Below are 15,709 nucleotides of genomic sequence, written 5' to 3'. Positions count from 1 at the left end.
GTCAGCCCGCCTCCGGGCGGGCCAGGCCACGCAGCGGGATGGGCGTGGAGAACACGATGGATGTGCGCGTTTCACCATAGCCGTTGATATCGCCCAGAAAGCGCTCCAGATCGGGCAGGTCGCGCGCCACGACCTGCATCACGTACGAGTCGTTGCCGCTGACATGGTGGCATTCGAGCACCTGGGGCGACTGACGCAGCTTGTCGATCAGCGCCTTCTTGCCGGGCTGCGGCACGTTGATGCCCACCACGGCGCGCACGCCGTAGCCAACCTTGGCGGGGTCGATGTCGGCATGCACGCCGCGCACCACGCCCGCCTCTTGCAGGCGGCGCAGGCGCTCGAGCGTGGCGGGCACCGACAGGCCCACGGCCTCGGCCAGTTCCTTGAGCGAGGCGCGGCCATCGGCCTGCAACGCGCTGATCAAGCGCCAGGCTTTGTCATCGACTTCCATAAAAGCCTTTATCGATTGGCACAGAAAAAAACGAAACCCAGTTCTGGATTCGCCGAATTTTCTGCATTCTCCACCGCCAACCACCACCCTAGCATTGGTGCATGGACTTGACCTCAATCACCGTGTTTCTGCAAGCCGCCGTGATCGGCGTGCTCATCGCGGCCCCTGTGGGCCCCATTGGCCTTTTGACCATGCAACGCACCCTGGAGCGGGGCCTGGCGGCCGGGCTGGCCACAGGCCTGGGCGCGGCTGCGGCCGATGCGGTGTATGGCGCCGTGGGCGCCTTCAGTGTGCGCTGGCTCATCGACGGGCTGACGCAGGCCAAGACGCCGCTGGCGCTGGGCGGCGGCGCACTGCTGCTGGTGCTGGCCTGGCGCACCTGGCACGCGCCCGTGGCCCACACCGCCGCACCGGCACGCGATGCGCGGGGCCTGCTGGGCCTGGCGGCCGGCACGTTTGCGCTGACGCTGGCCAACCCGGCCACCATCGTGTCGTTCATTGCGGTGTTTGGCTCGCTGGGTGGCGGCCGGCCCAGCCTGCCGTCGCCGCTGTGGATGGTGGCGGGCGTGCTGGTGGGCTCTGCCGCCTGGTGGCTGCTGCTGACCGGCGCGATTGCCTACCAGCGCCAGCGCTTTACGCCCGCCTGGCGCCAGCGCATCAACCGGGCGTCGGCCCTGCTGCTGGGCGGGTTTGCACTGTGGCAGTGGGGGCAGTTGGTCTGAGAACCCGTGCGCTGCTGACAGGGATGCTGCAAAGGTACTGACACTGCGGTGTCAGCAGCACGCCCGCACCATCGGTGGCTTCTTTGACCCGGGGCTTTCTCATGACCGACGCCGTGCTGCAACACCCCCTTTGGCCGGATGCCGAGCCTGCGCGCAGCGACATGCCTGTGTCGGCAGCGAACCCCGCAGCCACCACGCGCCGCAACTGGATTGCCGTGGCCTGCGCCCAGCACGCCCGCCGGGGCTGCGCCACGCCTGGCGCGGGCTACATGCAGATGTGCCATGGCAAGGTTGCGCCGCTGCAGCGCATACGGCCCGGCGACCGCGTGGCGTACTACGCGCCCACCATCACGATGGGTGGCAAGGACCGGCTGCAAGCGTTTATCTCGATTGGCATCGTGTTGCCGGGTGCGCCGTATGCGTTTGACATGGGTGGCGGGTTTGTGCCGTCGCGGCGGGACGTGGCCTATGTGCCTGCACGTGGGGCGGCGATTGCGCCGCTGCTGGACGCGCTGGAGTTTGTGGACGACCGCCAGCGCTGGGGCAGCAAGTTTCGCTTTGGGCTGTTTACCGTCAGCGACCACGACATGCGCCTGATTGCGCAGGCGATGCAGGCCGAGCTGCAGTTACTACATTTTTGATAGCTATTCAGGCAATCAGCACTGGCGCATCCGGCCCAAAAGACTTCAAGAGGATCGCAAACAGCCCCGTGGAGCCTCCGAACAGCACGCGGGCAGCTGTAGCTGTCAGCACACCGCCATCAGCGTGTCCACCACCCGGCGTTGGGCGGCGGTCAGGGCGGCATAGCCTTCGCGCAGCAGTCGCAGCACGATCGCGTGGATTTCAATTTCGCTAGCAGGCATGGTCTTCTCCTTGAGCGGCAACAGTGGGCGGCCGCCGCGTGGCTGGCCGATGACATGGGCGCCTGCCCCGACAAAAAAAGGAGGGCGCCCGGGCCTGCCCCACCATGGACCAAGCCCCGATGCCACTGTGCCGAGGTGGAAGCGCAGGCGGTAGCGCGATAAACGGGGAAGTTCGCGGCTTTTTTCGCGCGCCGCTCTGCAACCAAGGGGCTTATGGAGAGGTGGCCCCAGGCACGTAGGCGTCGATGACCGGCGGCTCGGTGTCCCCCGCAGCGGTGCGGGCCAGCTTGAGCCAGGTCCAGGTCTCCACATCGGGCGCATCGTAGCTGCCGTAGGACTGCCCGCCCCACGAGAAGTACGAGCCCTTGTTGCCCGTGCTGAGGGTGCGCTTGCCCACGGCCAGCCCGCCATCCTTGAGCAGCGCCAGCCTGAACCCCTGCAGCACGCCCGGGGCCCCAGGCTCCTTGTCCGGCGACACGGTCTGCGGAGCCAAGTCGAGCATGCCGGAGCTACAGCGAGCATGCGTACCGCTGTAGGTGACCAGACTCCACTGCCGGGTGAGCGAGGTGCGCACGTTGCGTGCGCGGTTGGCGGTGCGCGTGCGCAGCGTGGTTTCGCCGCGCTGCTGCTGCACCCAGACCTGCATCTCGGCCGAGCCGGTAAAAAACGGCAGGCTGCCCCGCACGCCAGCGGGCTCGACCGGCGGCCAGGCGTACACCCCTTGCAGGGATGGGCAGCCGAACCAGCTGCTCTGCACCGGGCCAAACGCCGGGGGCGGCTTGGGCGACCCCTGCACATCCGGCCCGCAGGCCGTGAGGGCCAGGCAACACAGGGCCAGCGTTGCGGCGCCGCCTATGCGCTGCACGCGCCGGTGCGGGGTAAGTATGGCGCTGTGCGATTGCAGGGGAGCGGCAGGTGTCATGGTGTCTGGGCGGTGGTGCAGCCCGATTGTCGGGCCGAACACGGAGCCTGCGATTGCTCCAATTTTGATAACTGCCTGCACTTACCCCACAGGCGCCAGAGCCCCAGAAAGCTCAAAAAAACCTGCTCTAAGGATGCGCAGGCCCCGCCCGCACACGGGCCAGCGCCTCGGGCACGTCACGCCACGCCGGGCGTCCGGGGGCGTAGCGCTGGCGCATATAGCCCGCCAGCTCGGTGATCTGTGCGTCGCTGAGCGCGTAGCCGAAGCCGGGCATGAAGCCGATGTCCCGCGCGGCGGGCTCGTGGATGCCGTGCACGATGACCTGCAGCAGGTTGTCGGGCCGGTCGCTGTGCAGGTTGCTGTTGAGCGCCAGGGGCACGTTCACGCCCAGCAGGCGCGGGCCGTCGCCGTCGTGGTGGCAGGCGGCGCAGGCGCCGTCGAACAGGCGCTGGGCCTGGCCGGGCTGCGGGGCCAGCGCGGCGGCCTGGGCCACGGCGGTTTGGGCGCGCTGCTGCGGGTCAGGCACAGGCTGGGTGGATGGCTGGGTAGCCGCGTCCGTAGCGGTGAACGAGGCCAGGTAGCCCGCCATGGCGCGGATGTCTTCGTCCGGCAAGTGGGCCAGCTCGCGCACCACGGGCGCCATGGGGCCGGAGGCGCTGCCGTGCTGCGGGCTGTGGCCGTGGCGCAGGTAGCCGTACAGCGCATCGGCCGTCCAGGGCACGGGCGCCTTCGACAGGCCGGTGAGCGCAGGTGCCTCCCAGCCATCAATCATGGCCCCGGAGAGGAACGCAGCCCCGCCCAGCTCGGCCCCCAGCGCATTGCGCGGCGTGTGGCAGGCGCCGCAGTGGCCCACGCTCTGCACCAGATAGGCGCCCCGGTTCCATTCGGGCGGGCGGGTCGGGTCGGGCTTGAACGGGGTCGCGTCGTGGAACAGCGCGTTCCAGCCCGCCATGAGCGGGCGCACGCTGAAGGGGAAGGTCAGCTCGGTCTTCGGCACCTCGGCCCGTACGGCGGGCTGCGCCATCAGGTAGGCGTACAGCGCGGTGAGGTCGTCGTCGCTCATCTTGGCGAACGAGGTGTAGGGGAACGCGGGGTACAGGTGTTTGCCATCGCGCGAGATGCCTTCGCGCATGGCGCGCTGGAAGGCGCTGAAGGACCACTGGCCGATGCCGGTCTCGGCGTCGGGCGTGAGGTTGGTGGTGTAGACCTTGCCGAACGGCGTGTCCATGGCGCGGCCCCCCGTGTTGGGCGTGCCGCCCGGTGCGGTGTGGCACACCACGCAGTCGCCCGCAGAGGCCAGCAGGCGGCCCCGCTCGATGGTGGCGGCGTTGTAGACCGACGCGCCCGCCGTCTGCACCACGGGCGCGATGGAGGGGCGCCAGCCCAGCAGCGCCGCGCCCATGGCGATGCCACCGGCGACGAGAGCGAGCGCGCGGGCCCAGGGGCTGCGCTGTGTGGGCCATGTGGCGCTGGCGGGCACGGTGGGTGCGGGCAGTTCCAGCGTGGGCAATACCTCGGCCTGCTCAGTGGGTGGGGTGCTGCCTGCAGCCGCCTCGCCTGCGCCGCCGGGCAAGGGGTTGAGCCCGGCGCGCACCACCTCGGGTGTGAAGGGCGGCGCGCGGAAGCGTACGCCCGTCGCATCAAAGATCGCATTGGCAATGGCCGCCGTTCCCGGCACGGACGACGACTCGCCCGAGCCCAGCGGCGCCTCGTCCTGCCGGGGCATGTGCATGACCTCGATGACCGGCACCTCGCGGAAGCTCAGGATGGGGTAGCTGCCCCACTCGCGGTTATCCACGGCCTGCTTCACGGGCTCGAACGTCACCTGCTCCTTGAGCGCGCGGCTGGTGGTCTGCAGCACGTTGCCATGCACCTGCTGCTCCACACCGGCGGGGTTCACCATCAGGCCCGCGTCGTGCCCCACGACCACGCGGCGCACATGCACCTCGCCGGTCCTTTTGTTGACCTCCACATCGGCCACCCAGGCTGCCCAGGCGGCGCCAAAGCCGGGCCATTTGCTGTGGATGTAACGGGCATAGGCAAAGCCCTGGCCTTGCACCCAGTCACCATCCAGGTCGCGCTGCTGCGGGCCGGTGTGGCGAATCCAGCCCGCCTTCTCAGCCGTGGCCTGCACCAGCTCGGCGGCGCGCGGGTCGTTCAGCAACTGCAAGCGAAACTGCACCGGGTCCACACCCGCCGCCGTCGCCAGTTCGTCCACATAGGACTCGTGCGCAAACGAGTTGGGCAGGGCCGACACGCCGCGCAGCCACGACGCGCGCACGATGGGCGGCATGTCATTGACGGCCACGCGCAGGTTGTCGTACTGGTAGGGCGGGCGCGCGGTGCGGTCGCCCATCTCGTAGGCCTGGGCCACGGGCTCGATGGTGCGGGTGAGCAGCAGGGCCAGCGTGGGCGCGCCGTTGGAGGGGTAGGACGTTTCGAAGTCGTACGCCGCCACGGTGCCATCGGCCTTGAGCCCGCCGCGCACCTGCATGAGCTGGGCCGTGCCCTTGGGCTCCCACAAATGCTCCTGCTCGCGCGTGAGCTGCACGCGCACCGGGGCGCCCACGGCGCGCGAGAGCAGTGCCGCATCGGCCGCTACATCGTCGGCACCGTTGCGGCCATAGCAGCCTGCGGCCTCCATGCGGATGAGGTCGATGTCCATATCGGCCAGGCCCATCAGGCGGGCCAGGTCGGCACGCAGCACATGGGGGTTCTGCGTGCCTGCCCACACCGTCATGCGTGGGCGGCCCGTGCTGTCATCACTGCGCCATTCGGCCACCGCGCACGATGGGCCGATGGAGCCGTGCATCTGGTACGGCCACACATAGGTGCGCGGCATGGGCTGGCCGTCGGCAGACAGCGCGACCAGGGCGCCCTCCACATCCCCCTCGTCCACTAGGCGGCGCTGGGTGGCGGGGTTGGCGCGAATGGCCTGCTCCAGCGCCTCAGTGCTGTCCTGGCGCGGGAAGCCGGGCCAGTCCTTCCAGCGCACTTTCAGCTCGCGCAGCGCCTGCTCGGCCTGTTCCTCGCGCTCGGCGACGATGCCAACGAAGTCGCGGATCACCACCACGGCGCAGATGCCGGGGATGTGCGCGATGGACTGCTGGTCTACCGATTCCAGCGTGTTCCCGATGAAGTCGCCATGGTCTGCCCCCGCATACGGCGGGCGCACCACGCGGCCGTGCAGCATGCCGGGCACGCGCATGTCATGCACGAACACCAGCTCGCCGCTGACCTTGGCGGGGATGTCCACGCGCGGCACGGACTGGCCGACCACGGTGTAGTCGGCGGCGGCCTTGGTGGTCGTGGCATCCACCAGCTCCAGCGTGGTGTGTGCGCCCACCAGCAGCGCGCCGTAGGCCACTTGGTGCGATGGGTCTGCGATGACCTGCACCACCCCCGCACCCACCTGCAGTGCATCCACTGGCACGCCCAGCCGCTCTGCGGCCTGCGCCACCAGCCAGTGGCGTGCCTGCGCGGCGGCGGTGCGCAAAGGCTTGGCGTGGATCTGGATGGAGGCACTGGCGATGGTGGCGCCCTGGTTGGGCGCGCGCGTGGTGTCGCCCAGCACCATGTTCACCTGGGCCAGCGGCACATCGAGTTCTTCGGCCACGATCTGCGCGAGTGCGGTGCGGATGCCGGTGCCCAGGTCCACATGGCCGTTGAGTGCGGTCACGCTGCCGTCGTCCCACACGGCGATGAGGATCTCCACGCCTTCGGCCGGGTTGCCCGCCACGAGCGCGGGCTGGCCCTTGACGGGCGGTGGCGCGGGCGGTGGGTTGCGCACCACCAGCAGCACGCCCTGGGCGGCATGGAAGTCGGCGCGGGTGAGCGGGCTGTGGGCGCGCAGGGGTGCGGCGTTGTCAGGTGTGGCGCTCATGCCTGGGCCTCGCGCATCAACTGGGCCGCGCGCAGCACGGCGCGAATGATTTCGACATGTGTGCCGCAGCGGCACAGGTTGCCCGACAGCTCGCGTCGCACGGCGGCTTCGTCGGGGTCTGGGTCGCGCTCCAGCAAGGCCACGGCCATCATCACCATGCCGTTCAGGCAGTAGCCGCACTGCGCGGCCTGCTCATCCACAAAGGCCTGCTGCACCGGGTGAAGACCTTCGGTGCGGCTGCAGCGGCCGGGCAGGCCTTCCAGCGTGGTCACCTCGCGGCCTGCCACGCCCTGCGCCGGGATCACGCAGGCCCGCGCGGCAATGCCGTCCACCAGCACCGTGCACGCCCCGCACTGCCCCAGGCCACAGCCGTATTTGGGGCCGTTGAGCGACAAGTCATTTCGCAGCACGTGCAGCAGCGTGGCGTGGGTGGAGGTACTTGCTGGCAAGGCACAAGGCTGGCCGTTGACGACCATGGTGTGAAGCGAAGCGGGCGCGTGCATGTCTCTTTGGGATGCCCTCAGCGCCGGAGACTGCCGGTGCGCGTGTACATCTCCAGATCCACAAAGTTGGAGCCATTGTGGTTGCCCGGGCCGTACTGCAGCGGAAAGTCACCGATCTTGGTGGTGCCCATGTCTTCCATGGCCTTGATAAAGCCTTCACGCGTGAGCGCTTTGCCCGCGCGTTTGAGGCCCTCCACAAACACGCGGGCGGCAATGTAGCCCTCCAGCATGGTGTAGCTGTCGATCTTCTCGCCCGCGTCAACGCGGTCCTTGCGGTAGTCCGCCACGATGGGCAGGCGGCTGGCCTGTGGCGAGGGCACGATGCTGGCCGTGACCAGCCCTTCGATGCCGCCGTTCAAGCGCTGCGCAGAGCCCGGCGCATCGGTGATGCCCACCGATATCGTGTACAGCGGCGAGGCGCCGCCCCCGGCACGGTAGTCGCGCAGGAAAACCTCCACCATCTTGCCCGCCATGATCATCACCACCGCACCAGGCTGCGCCTTGGTGAGCGAGGCCACCTGGGCCTTGGCGTCGGTGGCGGCGATCTCCATGGGCACGGACTCCACCACCTTGACCTTGAGCCCCTGTGCAATCTGCAGGCAGGTGTCGAGGTTGGATTTGCCAAATGCGCTGTTCTGGTAGATGACCGCAATGTTGTGGATGCCCAGCGTGGCCAGGTGCCCCACGATCTTGCGAAGTTCGGCCTCGTAGCTGGCACGCACGTGGAACAGGTAGCGGTTGTGGTTGGTGCGAAACGATGTGGTGCCGACCAGCGGGGCAAACATGGGCACACCGGCCTTCTCGGCAATGGGCATGGCAGCGATCAGGTTGCCTGTGGCCACGTAGCCGATGAGGGCGAACACCTTGTCCTCATCGATCAGCTTGGTCGTGTTCTCGGCCGTCTTCTTGGGGTCGTAAGCGTCGTCGTGGGACACCAGCTCCAGCGTGCGCCCCAACACGCCACCCGTTTTATTGACCTTGTCGAAGTAGAGCGCGATGCCCGCCTTGTAGTCCACCCCAAAATCCTTGGCAGGGCCGGTGAACACGGCCGACTGCCCCACCTTGATGCGGGTGTCCGTCACTCCGGTCTCGGCAGCGGCCGGCCCCGCCCAGGCCCATCCCGCTGCTGCCGCCAGCCCCGCCATGGCAGTCCGGCGGTCGATGCATCCATCCTCCACTCCTCGACACTTCATGTAGTGCTCCTTACATCAAAGGCGCCAGTTTCGGGGCTTGTGCTCGCATCGCGCAAGTGTTTGAAGAGGTGTTTTTTGTAACCAACAGCACCCGTGTGCAGCGCACCACATCGCACGGCTGCGCAGGTGCATCACACGCTCAGGTAAGCGCGCCGCACCTCTTCGTTGGCGGCCAGCTCTTCCATGCTGGCCTGGTAGCGGATCTGGCCCTTTTCGAGCACATAGGCGCGGTCGGACACCAGCTCGGCAAAGTGCATGTTCTGCTCGGACAGCAGAATGCTCACGCCCTGCTCCTTCAGCTCCAGGATCATGTGCGCCATCTGCTCCACGATGACGGGGGCCACGCCTTCGGAGGGCTCATCCAGCAGCACCAGATAAGGGTTGCCCATGAGCGTGCGCGCCACGGTGAGCATCTGCTGCTCGCCACCACTCATGCGGCCGCCGGGGCGCTGGGGCATCTCGCCCAGGTTGGGGAAGAGCTTGAACAGGCGCTCGGGCGTCCACACCGGGGCGGCCGTGCCGTCGGGCCAGGTGCGGGCGGGTTGGCGGCCTACCTCAAGGTTCTCCATCACTGTGAGGTCGGTGAACACGCGGCGGTCTTCGGGCACAAAGCCCAGGCCCAGGCGCGCGGCGTCGTGCGGGTCGCTTTTGGAGATGTCCTTGCCCATGAACTGGATCTGGCCCTTGCGTTTGGCCAGCATGCCCATCAGCGTCTTGAGCGTGGTGGACTTGCCTGCGCCGTTGCGGCCCATCAGGGCCACGACTTCGCCCCGGCGCACGTCCAGGTCCACGTCATACAGGATTTGCGCCGCACCATACCAGGCCTGCAGCCCTTTGGCCTGCAGCAGCAGCTCTTTGGGTTCGTTGGTCGTCATGCTCATGCGGCCTCTGCAGCAGCGGCTGCCGTTTTCTTCTCGAAGGTCTTGCCGGTGCCGAAGTACACCTCCTGCACCTTGGGGTGGTCACGCAGCTCCAGCGGCTTGCCCTCGGCAATGAGGCGCCCGCGCGCCAGCACGATCATGCGGTCGGCATAGGCAAACACCACGTCCATGCTGTGCTCGGTGAAGAGCACGGCCATGTTGCGGTCGATCACCAGCTGCTTGGTAAGCGCCATGAGTTCGTTGCGCTCCTTGGGCGCCATGCCGGCGGTGGGCTCGTCCATGAGCAGCAGCTTCGGCGCGTTGGCCATCGCGATGGCCAGCTCCACGCGCTTGACGTCGCCATAGGCCAGCACGCTGCAGGGGCGGTCGGCCTGCGACTTCATACCCACCTGGTCCAGCAGCGCCAGGGCCTCGTCGCGCTTGTGGTCTGCCGCCTTGCGCCACATCGCAAACAGGCGGTTGTCGTTGGAGATCAGTGCCATCTGCACGTTCTCCACCACCGTGAGCGATGCAAAGGTTTCAGCGATCTGAAAAGTGCGACCCACACCCATGCGCCAGATGTCGCGCGGCTTGCGGCCCACCAGCTCCTGGCCATTGAGCTGGATGGAGCCGGCATCGGCAGGCAGCTGGCCGTTGACCATGTTGAAGGTGGTGGACTTGCCCGCGCCGTTGGGGCCGATCAGCGCCAGCAGCTCGCCGGCAGCCAGCTCGAAGTGGATGCCATCCACCGCCTTGACGCCGCCAAAGGACTTGCCCAGGCCAGAGACTTTGAGCAGGCTCATGCCGTGCCCTCCTTCGTGTTCTTGGCTTCGCGCTTGTTGTCAAAGATTTGCTTGATGGCGCCCGCAATGCCCTGCGGGAACAGCAGCACCAGGATCAGGATGATGGCGCCCAGCATGGCGCGCCAGTAGTCGGTGTTGCGCGCCACGGTGTCGTGCAGCCAGGTGAAGGTGACGGCGCCCACCACAGGGCCCGCCAGCGTCTGGATCCCGCCGAGCAGCACCATGACGAGGCCATCGACCGAGCGGCCCACATGCAGCGTCTCGGGCGAGATGCTGCCTTTGGAGAACGCGAACAGCGCGCCGCCCAGGCCGGCGAACAGGCCGGCGATGACGAAAGCCGTCCACTGCATGCGCTTGACGTCAATGCCGATCGCATCGGCCCGGAGCACGGAATCCCGCCCGGCCCGCAGCGCGTAACCAAACGGCGAGAACAATACGCGGCGCAACAACAGCACACCACCCACCACCAGGGCCAGCGTGAGGTAGTAGTAGTTGCGCTTGTCTGACAGCCACTCGGCCGGCCATACGCCCGTGAGGCCGTTGCTGCCGCCCGTGAAGCCGTCCCACTGGTAGCAGATGGCCCAGGTGATCTGGGCAAACGCCAGCGTCAGCATGGCCAGGTAGACGCCCGACAGGCGCACGCAGAACCAGCCATAGAGCAGCGCGCCCGCCGCCGCCGCCAGCGGCGCCAGCACCAGCGCCAGCTCCATGGGGATACCCGCCGAGCGCACCAGCAGCGCTGCGGCATAGGCGCCCAGGCCAAAGTACGCAGCGTGGCCGAACGAATGCATGCCTGCCGGGCCCATGATGAAGTGCAGGCTGGCCGCAAACAGCGCGGCAATCAGCAGGTCGATCATCAGCACCGTGAGGTATGGCGAGCCCGTGGTCAGCAACGGCAACAGCACCAGAGCAACCACCAACGCCGCGCCACCGAGCTTGAACCAGCGCTCGGGCTGGCGCAGAGGCGCCTCGGGCAGGCCGGTGTTGCGGCTCACGCCCTGCGGCTTGCCCATGAGGCCCCAGGGGCGCCAGACCAGCACCACGGCCATCACCAGAAACTCCACCACCAGCGTGAGCTTGGAGAACGACACGCTGAAACCGAAGATGTCCACCACGCCCAGCCAGATGCAGATGGCCTTGATTTCGGCGATCAACAGGGCCGCGACATAGGCGCCCGGAATGGAGCCCATGCCCCCCACCACGACCACCACAAACGCTGCGCCGATGGTGTTGAGGTCCATCTCCAGCGTGGCGGGTTCGCGCGGCAACTGCAACGCACCGCCCAGGCCCGCCAGCAGCGCGCCCAGGGCAAACACCGCCGTGAACAGCCAGGCCTGGTTCACGCCCAGGGCGCTGACCATTTCGCGGTCTTGCGTAGCAGCGCGCACCAGCGTGCCCCAGCGTGTACGGGTGAGCAGCAGCCACAAGAGGCCCAGCACCACCGGGCCCACGACGATCAGAAACAGGTCATACGAAGGGAACTGCCGCCCCAGGATGTTGACCGAGCCCGACAGCCCCGGCGCGCGCGGGCCCAGCAGTTCTTCCGGCCCCCAGAACCACAGCGCAGCGTCCTTGATGACCAGCACCAGTGCAAACGTGGCCAGCAGCTGGAACAGCTCGGGCGCCTTGTAGATGCGGCGCAGCAGCACCACCTCCACCAAAGCGCCCAGCGCCCCCACCACCACCGCCGCCAGCAGCAGCGCGGGCCAGAAGCCCAGGCCGGTGCCCAGCTTGGCCACCAGCGAATAGGCCACATAGATGCCGACCATGAAGAACGAGCCATGCGCAAAGTTGACGATGCGCGTGACACCGAAGATCAGCGACAGCCCGGCGCCCACCAGGAACAGCGAGGAGGCCCCCGCCAGTCCGTTGAGCAGCTGAACGATAAAACTCGAAAAACTCATTCCACATCCTTCGGGGTCACGGCAAGGTCCATCCCTGCAGGTCGGCGCCTGCGCTATGGTTCAGAGATCAGGGGCAGTTGGCAGGGAGAGAGCCCTCCCCGGCCTTGCGCGGCCGTCAGTCGGCGGGGCGCATTTTCTTGACTTCGTCGTTCGAGGGCTGGACTTTGCTGCCATCCACATAGCGGTAGTCCACCATCACACCCTTGCCGCCTTCGTTCTTGGTGCGGCCCACATAGCCGCCCATCGTGGACTGGTTGTCCTCGGGGCGGTAGGTGATGCGGCCAAACGGCGTGGGCACCTGCAAGCCCTTGAACGCTGCCACGAGCTTTTCAGTGTCGGTGGAGCCGGCCTTCTTCATGCCTTCGGCCAGCGACTTGATGGCGCTGTAGCCCACGATGGAGCCCAGGCGCGGGTAGTCATTGAACTTGGCCTGGTAGGCAGTCTGAAAGGCCTTGTGCTCAGGCGTCTGGATGCCGTACCAGGGGTAGCCGGTGACGATCCAGCCGTTCGGCGCTTCGTCCTTGAGCGGGTCCATGTATTCGGGCTCGCCCGTCAGCAGGCTGACCACTTCACGGCCCTGGAACAGGCCACGCGTGTTGCCTTCGCGCACAAACTTGGACAGATCGGCACCGAACAGCACGTTGAAGATCGCATCCGGCTTGGCGTCGGCCAGGGCCTGCACCACGCTACCCGAATCGACCTTGCCCAACGGGGGCGCCTGCTCGGCCACAAACTCCACATCGGGCTGGGCCGCCTTGAGCAGCTGCTTGAACGTGGCCACGGCCGACTGACCATACTCGTAGTTGGGGTACACCAGCGCCCAGCGCTTTTTCTTGAGGGCCGCTGCCTCGGGCACCATCATCGACACCTGCATGTACGTGGAGGGACGCAGGCGGTAGGTATAGCGGTTGCCGTTTTGCCAGACGATCTTGTCGGTCAGTGGCTCACCGGCCAGGAAGAAGAATTTCTTTTGCTTGGCAAAGTCGGTCAGCGCCAGCCCGATGTGCGAGAGGAACGAGCCCGTGAGCACATCGACCTTTTCGCGCGACACCAGTTCTTCGGCAGCACGCACGGCGTCACCAGGGTTGGCGTTGTCGTCGCGGATGATGAGCTGGACCTTCTTGCCCAGCACCCCACCCGATGCGTTGATCTCATCGACCGCCAGCTCCATGCCTTTCTTGTAGGGCTCCAGGAAGGCGGGTTGCGCCTTGTAGCTGTTGATCTCGCCAATCTTGATGACATCCTGGGCGTGCACCACAGGGGCCAGCGTGAATGCCAGCGCGGCTGCGGCCGTGGCACGCATGAGGTTTCGTCGCATCGTCATGGGGAAACTCCTGAAAGGTGGGTTGGGGAAGGGGAACTGGTGAGACTGCTCGGGATGGTAGTGCGCGCTCAGATCAGCGCAGTCCATCCTCGCCTTTGATTTCGGAGGCCTGAAGACCGCCAATGCGTGCCAGCGGACGGCCGCTGTCGGTCACGACGATGGCGACCACGATTTCGTTGGCGCGGGGGGCGTCGGCCACGCGGGCCTCCATGGCGTCGAAGTGGCTGCGCACATAGGCGGCATCCTTGTGGCCCAGGGGCACGTCGATGGCGGTGCCCAGGCCGCCGATCTTCTTGCTGGACGGCACCAGGGCAGCGCCTTTCTCGACCGCCACACGCAGTGGCGCCCCCAGCTTGGGGTGCAGGATGGCGGCGGCATGTTCCAGCTCGCCCGCCTCGCCCACGATGGCGGCCTTGCCGTAGCTCTGTGCCTGGCCGGGCTCAATGCCCAGGGCTGCGACGCAACGGGCACCCAGCAGTGCGCCCAACTCTTCACCGATGGCCACGAGTTCGTCGAGGTTCTCGACATAGCGGCCCGCGCAGGGGTTCTCGATGACGGCCATGGCCAGGGCCTTGCGCACAGGCGGCTGTACGTCGCGCCCCATCTCCACGCGGACTTCGTCGGTTTGAACAATGATCTTCCGGATCTTGGCGGGCATGTGTGGGTCTCCTAGGGTCTTGTGGTTGGCAGTGGATCAGCGCAGGCCGTTCCACTGGCTGATGTCTGCGGCCTTGAGGCCTCCAACGCGTGCATGGATGCGAGCGCCGGTGGACATGGCCAGGATGAAGACGATTTCATCCGATGTGGGTGCGCCGGGCACCCGCACTTCGATGGCATCAAAATGGCTGCGCACGTAGCTCGCGTTGATGTGGGTGAGCGGCACATCCAGCGCCGCGCCGGGGCCGCCCACCTTCTTGGTGGAAGGCACGATGGACAGTGCATTGGCGGGTTGCCCGGTCTTCTCTTCGGCAAGGCCTTTGGCGTAGGCGTTGCGGTCGCCCTTCCAGCCCAGCAGCTCGCGCATGGCATAACCACCAGGCACATGCCACAGCGCACCGTGCTCCAGCTCGCCAGCTGCCCCCACGATGGCGCCCTTGCCATAGGTCTCGATGCGCTCGGCGGGCACAGCCATGGCCTTGAGCAGGCGCTGGGCCATGTCCAGCCCCACGTCCTGCAGGGCATCCATCATGGGGAGGATGTCGGGTTCGTACCGGCCCGCAAACGGGTTGGTCAGCACCGCGCCGATGGCACCACGCAGCAGCGGCACCTCAGCCACCGGCCCGAATTCGTGCCGGATTTCCTCAAGATGGGTGAAAACGCGTCGTATCTGGATCATTTTGGAGACCTGTGCAATTCGTTAAGCAAATACTGAACCAACTTCCGATTTCATCACCGCTTGTGGGGACCACACAGCACCGGCCAGGGCTTGCGGTGCTGCGGTCGCCAGAAACTGCCCCTGGCACGCCAGCAGCGCAAACCACAGCAGGCCGCTGGACTGCAATTCTTGCGCTTTTTGCAACCCCTGCTGCAAAGCCCGGCGAACCTGCTCTTCGGGCAAGTCAGGCACATCCACGGTGACAGGAATGGCACCCAGGTCACTGTCGTCCCGCACCAGCCACGCAGGCATGCGACCAATGCGCGCGTCCTGCACATTGACCGCATTGGCCACAATGGTCGCTGCCGCATCGGCCTGCGCGGCCGTGCGCGCCAGCACCGTGACGCTGTCCGCAATGCCCAGCGACTGGCTGCGCCCGCGCCACCCACTGGTGGCCACACCGCGCACCGGCATGGCGCTGTCGATGCGGATCTGCCCATCCAGCACCAAACCGTTGCGCAACTGTGCAGCGTTGAGTGCAGCGATATCAGCGTACACCCCCACCGTGACCGACTGGCCCGGCGCCAGGTGCAGCGCAATGTCGCCCCCATTGTTGACCCAGGCCCGGTCTATGCCCTGCTGGTCGTAGCACGCCAGAGTTTCCTGGGCCACCGCACCCGCCACCGCAGCCATCGACGTGATGAAGCCTGCGCGGTAGGGGCTGCAGGCCGCCCACATGCGACGCGCCACCACGCCCTGCAGCGTGCAGTGCGCACCCACCGGCGCCCGCAGGCCTGGGAGTTCACTCACCAGCTCCTGCAGCAGCCCTTCAAAACGTTGCCAGGCGCGCTCGTGCGCGTGGGTCACGGCGTCGTGCGCCCCTTCGGCCTGAAGGATGAGGTCCATCGGGCCATGCTGGAAGTGCCAGCGGCCGTCGGAAAGGAGTTTGCGGCAAGCGTTCACAGC

General features: G+C 67.1%; 14 protein-coding genes. 2 read left to right on the top strand and 12 right to left on the bottom strand.

Annotation, left to right across the window (positions count from 1 at the left end; translation table 11 throughout):
• Position 1: 1 nt before the first annotated feature.
• Positions 2-451 (bottom strand): Lrp/AsnC family transcriptional regulator, encoded by a 450-nt coding sequence (locus ACT89O_RS01370; protein ID WP_015012065.1) that lies wholly within the window; start codon positions 449-451, stop codon positions 2-4.
• 101 nt (positions 452-552) lie between these two features.
• Here ACT89O_RS01370 and ACT89O_RS01365 point away from each other — a divergent pair, with 101 nt between their 5' ends.
• Together ACT89O_RS01365 and ACT89O_RS01360 are read left to right on the top strand one after the other, a co-directional pair.
• Positions 553-1,173, top strand: a complete 621-nt coding sequence (locus ACT89O_RS01365; protein ID WP_055399759.1) for a LysE family translocator — start codon at positions 553-555, stop codon at positions 1,171-1,173.
• A gap of 101 nt (positions 1,174-1,274) precedes the next feature.
• Positions 1,275-1,814 carry an EVE domain-containing protein gene (locus ACT89O_RS01360; RefSeq protein WP_487261624.1) on the top strand — a complete coding sequence of 180 codons (540 nt, stop codon included), beginning with the start codon at positions 1,275-1,277 and terminating at the stop codon, positions 1,812-1,814.
• Positions 1,815-2,247: 433 nt separating this feature from the next.
• Here the strand turns inward: ACT89O_RS01360 and ACT89O_RS01355 are convergent, their stop codons facing one another.
• The 11 genes from ACT89O_RS01355 to ACT89O_RS01305 form a co-directional block, all read right to left on the bottom strand.
• Positions 2,248-2,958, bottom strand: coding sequence for a hypothetical protein (locus ACT89O_RS01355; RefSeq protein ID WP_244303666.1), 711 nt, complete (start codon positions 2,956-2,958; stop codon positions 2,248-2,250).
• Positions 2,959-3,085: 127 nt separating this feature from the next.
• Complete coding sequence (locus ACT89O_RS01350) at positions 3,086-6,841, bottom strand: molybdopterin cofactor-binding domain-containing protein (protein ID WP_487261623.1); 3,756 nt, start codon at positions 6,839-6,841, stop codon at positions 3,086-3,088.
• A complete protein-coding gene (locus ACT89O_RS01345) occupies positions 6,838-7,344 on the bottom strand; it encodes a (2Fe-2S)-binding protein (RefSeq protein WP_487261622.1) in 507 nt (168 codons plus the stop codon). Before ACT89O_RS01345 ends, ACT89O_RS01350 begins: the two co-directional genes overlap by 4 nt.
• Before the next feature lie 17 nt (positions 7,345-7,361).
• The gene (locus ACT89O_RS01340; RefSeq protein WP_487261621.1) at positions 7,362-8,537 is read right to left on the bottom strand and encodes an ABC transporter substrate-binding protein; all 1,176 of its coding nucleotides are present in this window, start codon (positions 8,535-8,537) and stop codon (positions 7,362-7,364) included.
• 131 nt (positions 8,538-8,668) lie between these two features.
• Positions 8,669-9,412, bottom strand: coding sequence for an ABC transporter ATP-binding protein (locus tag ACT89O_RS01335; protein WP_176889093.1), 744 nt, complete (start codon positions 9,410-9,412; stop codon positions 8,669-8,671).
• A 2-nt stretch (positions 9,413-9,414) separates the two neighbouring features.
• The gene (locus ACT89O_RS01330; protein ID WP_055398725.1) at positions 9,415-10,200 is read right to left on the bottom strand and encodes an ABC transporter ATP-binding protein; all 786 of its coding nucleotides are present in this window, start codon (positions 10,198-10,200) and stop codon (positions 9,415-9,417) included.
• Positions 10,197-12,104, bottom strand: coding sequence for an ABC transporter permease (locus tag ACT89O_RS01325; RefSeq protein WP_487261620.1), 1,908 nt, complete (start codon positions 12,102-12,104; stop codon positions 10,197-10,199). Before ACT89O_RS01325 ends, ACT89O_RS01330 begins: the two co-directional genes overlap by 4 nt.
• A gap of 115 nt (positions 12,105-12,219) precedes the next feature.
• Entirely contained in the window at positions 12,220-13,428 is a 1,209-nt protein-coding gene (locus ACT89O_RS01320) for an ABC transporter substrate-binding protein (RefSeq protein ID WP_055398805.1), read from the bottom strand.
• A gap of 73 nt (positions 13,429-13,501) precedes the next feature.
• Positions 13,502-14,086 carry an amino acid synthesis family protein gene (locus tag ACT89O_RS01315; RefSeq protein WP_274106096.1) on the bottom strand — a complete coding sequence of 195 codons (585 nt, stop codon included), beginning with the start codon at positions 14,084-14,086 and terminating at the stop codon, positions 13,502-13,504.
• A gap of 36 nt (positions 14,087-14,122) precedes the next feature.
• Positions 14,123-14,764, bottom strand: coding sequence for an amino acid synthesis family protein (locus ACT89O_RS01310; RefSeq protein WP_121507904.1), 642 nt, complete (start codon positions 14,762-14,764; stop codon positions 14,123-14,125).
• A 21-nt stretch (positions 14,765-14,785) separates the two neighbouring features.
• The gene (locus tag ACT89O_RS01305) at positions 14,786-15,706 is read right to left on the bottom strand and encodes a UPF0280 family protein (RefSeq protein WP_487261619.1); all 921 of its coding nucleotides are present in this window, start codon (positions 15,704-15,706) and stop codon (positions 14,786-14,788) included.
• Positions 15,707-15,709: the final 3 nt, after the last annotated feature.

This window comes from Acidovorax sp. NN32 (assembly GCF_057597245.1).
The sequence above is the reverse complement of the archived record's forward strand: the minus strand, read 5'-3'. Positions and strand labels throughout refer to the sequence as shown.

Coding starts and splice junctions, on each gene's coding strand:
- ACT89O_RS01370 (WP_015012065.1), bottom strand. CDS start 451: ATGGAAGTCGATGACAAAGCCTGGCGCTTGATCAGCGCGTTGCAGGCC.
- ACT89O_RS01365 (WP_055399759.1), top strand. CDS start 553: ATGGACTTGACCTCAATCACCGTGTTTCTGCAAGCCGCCGTGATCGGC.
- ACT89O_RS01360 (WP_487261624.1), top strand. CDS start 1,275: ATGACCGACGCCGTGCTGCAACACCCCCTTTGGCCGGATGCCGAGCCT.
- ACT89O_RS01355 (WP_244303666.1), bottom strand. CDS start 2,958: ATGACACCTGCCGCTCCCCTGCAATCGCACAGCGCCATACTTACCCCG.
- ACT89O_RS01350 (WP_487261623.1), bottom strand. CDS start 6,841: ATGAGCGCCACACCTGACAACGCCGCACCCCTGCGCGCCCACAGCCCG.
- ACT89O_RS01345 (WP_487261622.1), bottom strand. CDS start 7,344: ATGCACGCGCCCGCTTCGCTTCACACCATGGTCGTCAACGGCCAGCCT.
- ACT89O_RS01340 (WP_487261621.1), bottom strand. CDS start 8,537: ATGAAGTGTCGAGGAGTGGAGGATGGATGCATCGACCGCCGGACTGCC.
- ACT89O_RS01335 (WP_176889093.1), bottom strand. CDS start 9,412: ATGACGACCAACGAACCCAAAGAGCTGCTGCTGCAGGCCAAAGGGCTG.
- ACT89O_RS01330 (WP_055398725.1), bottom strand. CDS start 10,200: ATGAGCCTGCTCAAAGTCTCTGGCCTGGGCAAGTCCTTTGGCGGCGTC.
- ACT89O_RS01325 (WP_487261620.1), bottom strand. CDS start 12,104: ATGAGTTTTTCGAGTTTTATCGTTCAGCTGCTCAACGGACTGGCGGGG.
- ACT89O_RS01320 (WP_055398805.1), bottom strand. CDS start 13,428: ATGACGATGCGACGAAACCTCATGCGTGCCACGGCCGCAGCCGCGCTG.
- ACT89O_RS01315 (WP_274106096.1), bottom strand. CDS start 14,086: ATGCCCGCCAAGATCCGGAAGATCATTGTTCAAACCGACGAAGTCCGC.
- ACT89O_RS01310 (WP_121507904.1), bottom strand. CDS start 14,764: ATGATCCAGATACGACGCGTTTTCACCCATCTTGAGGAAATCCGGCAC.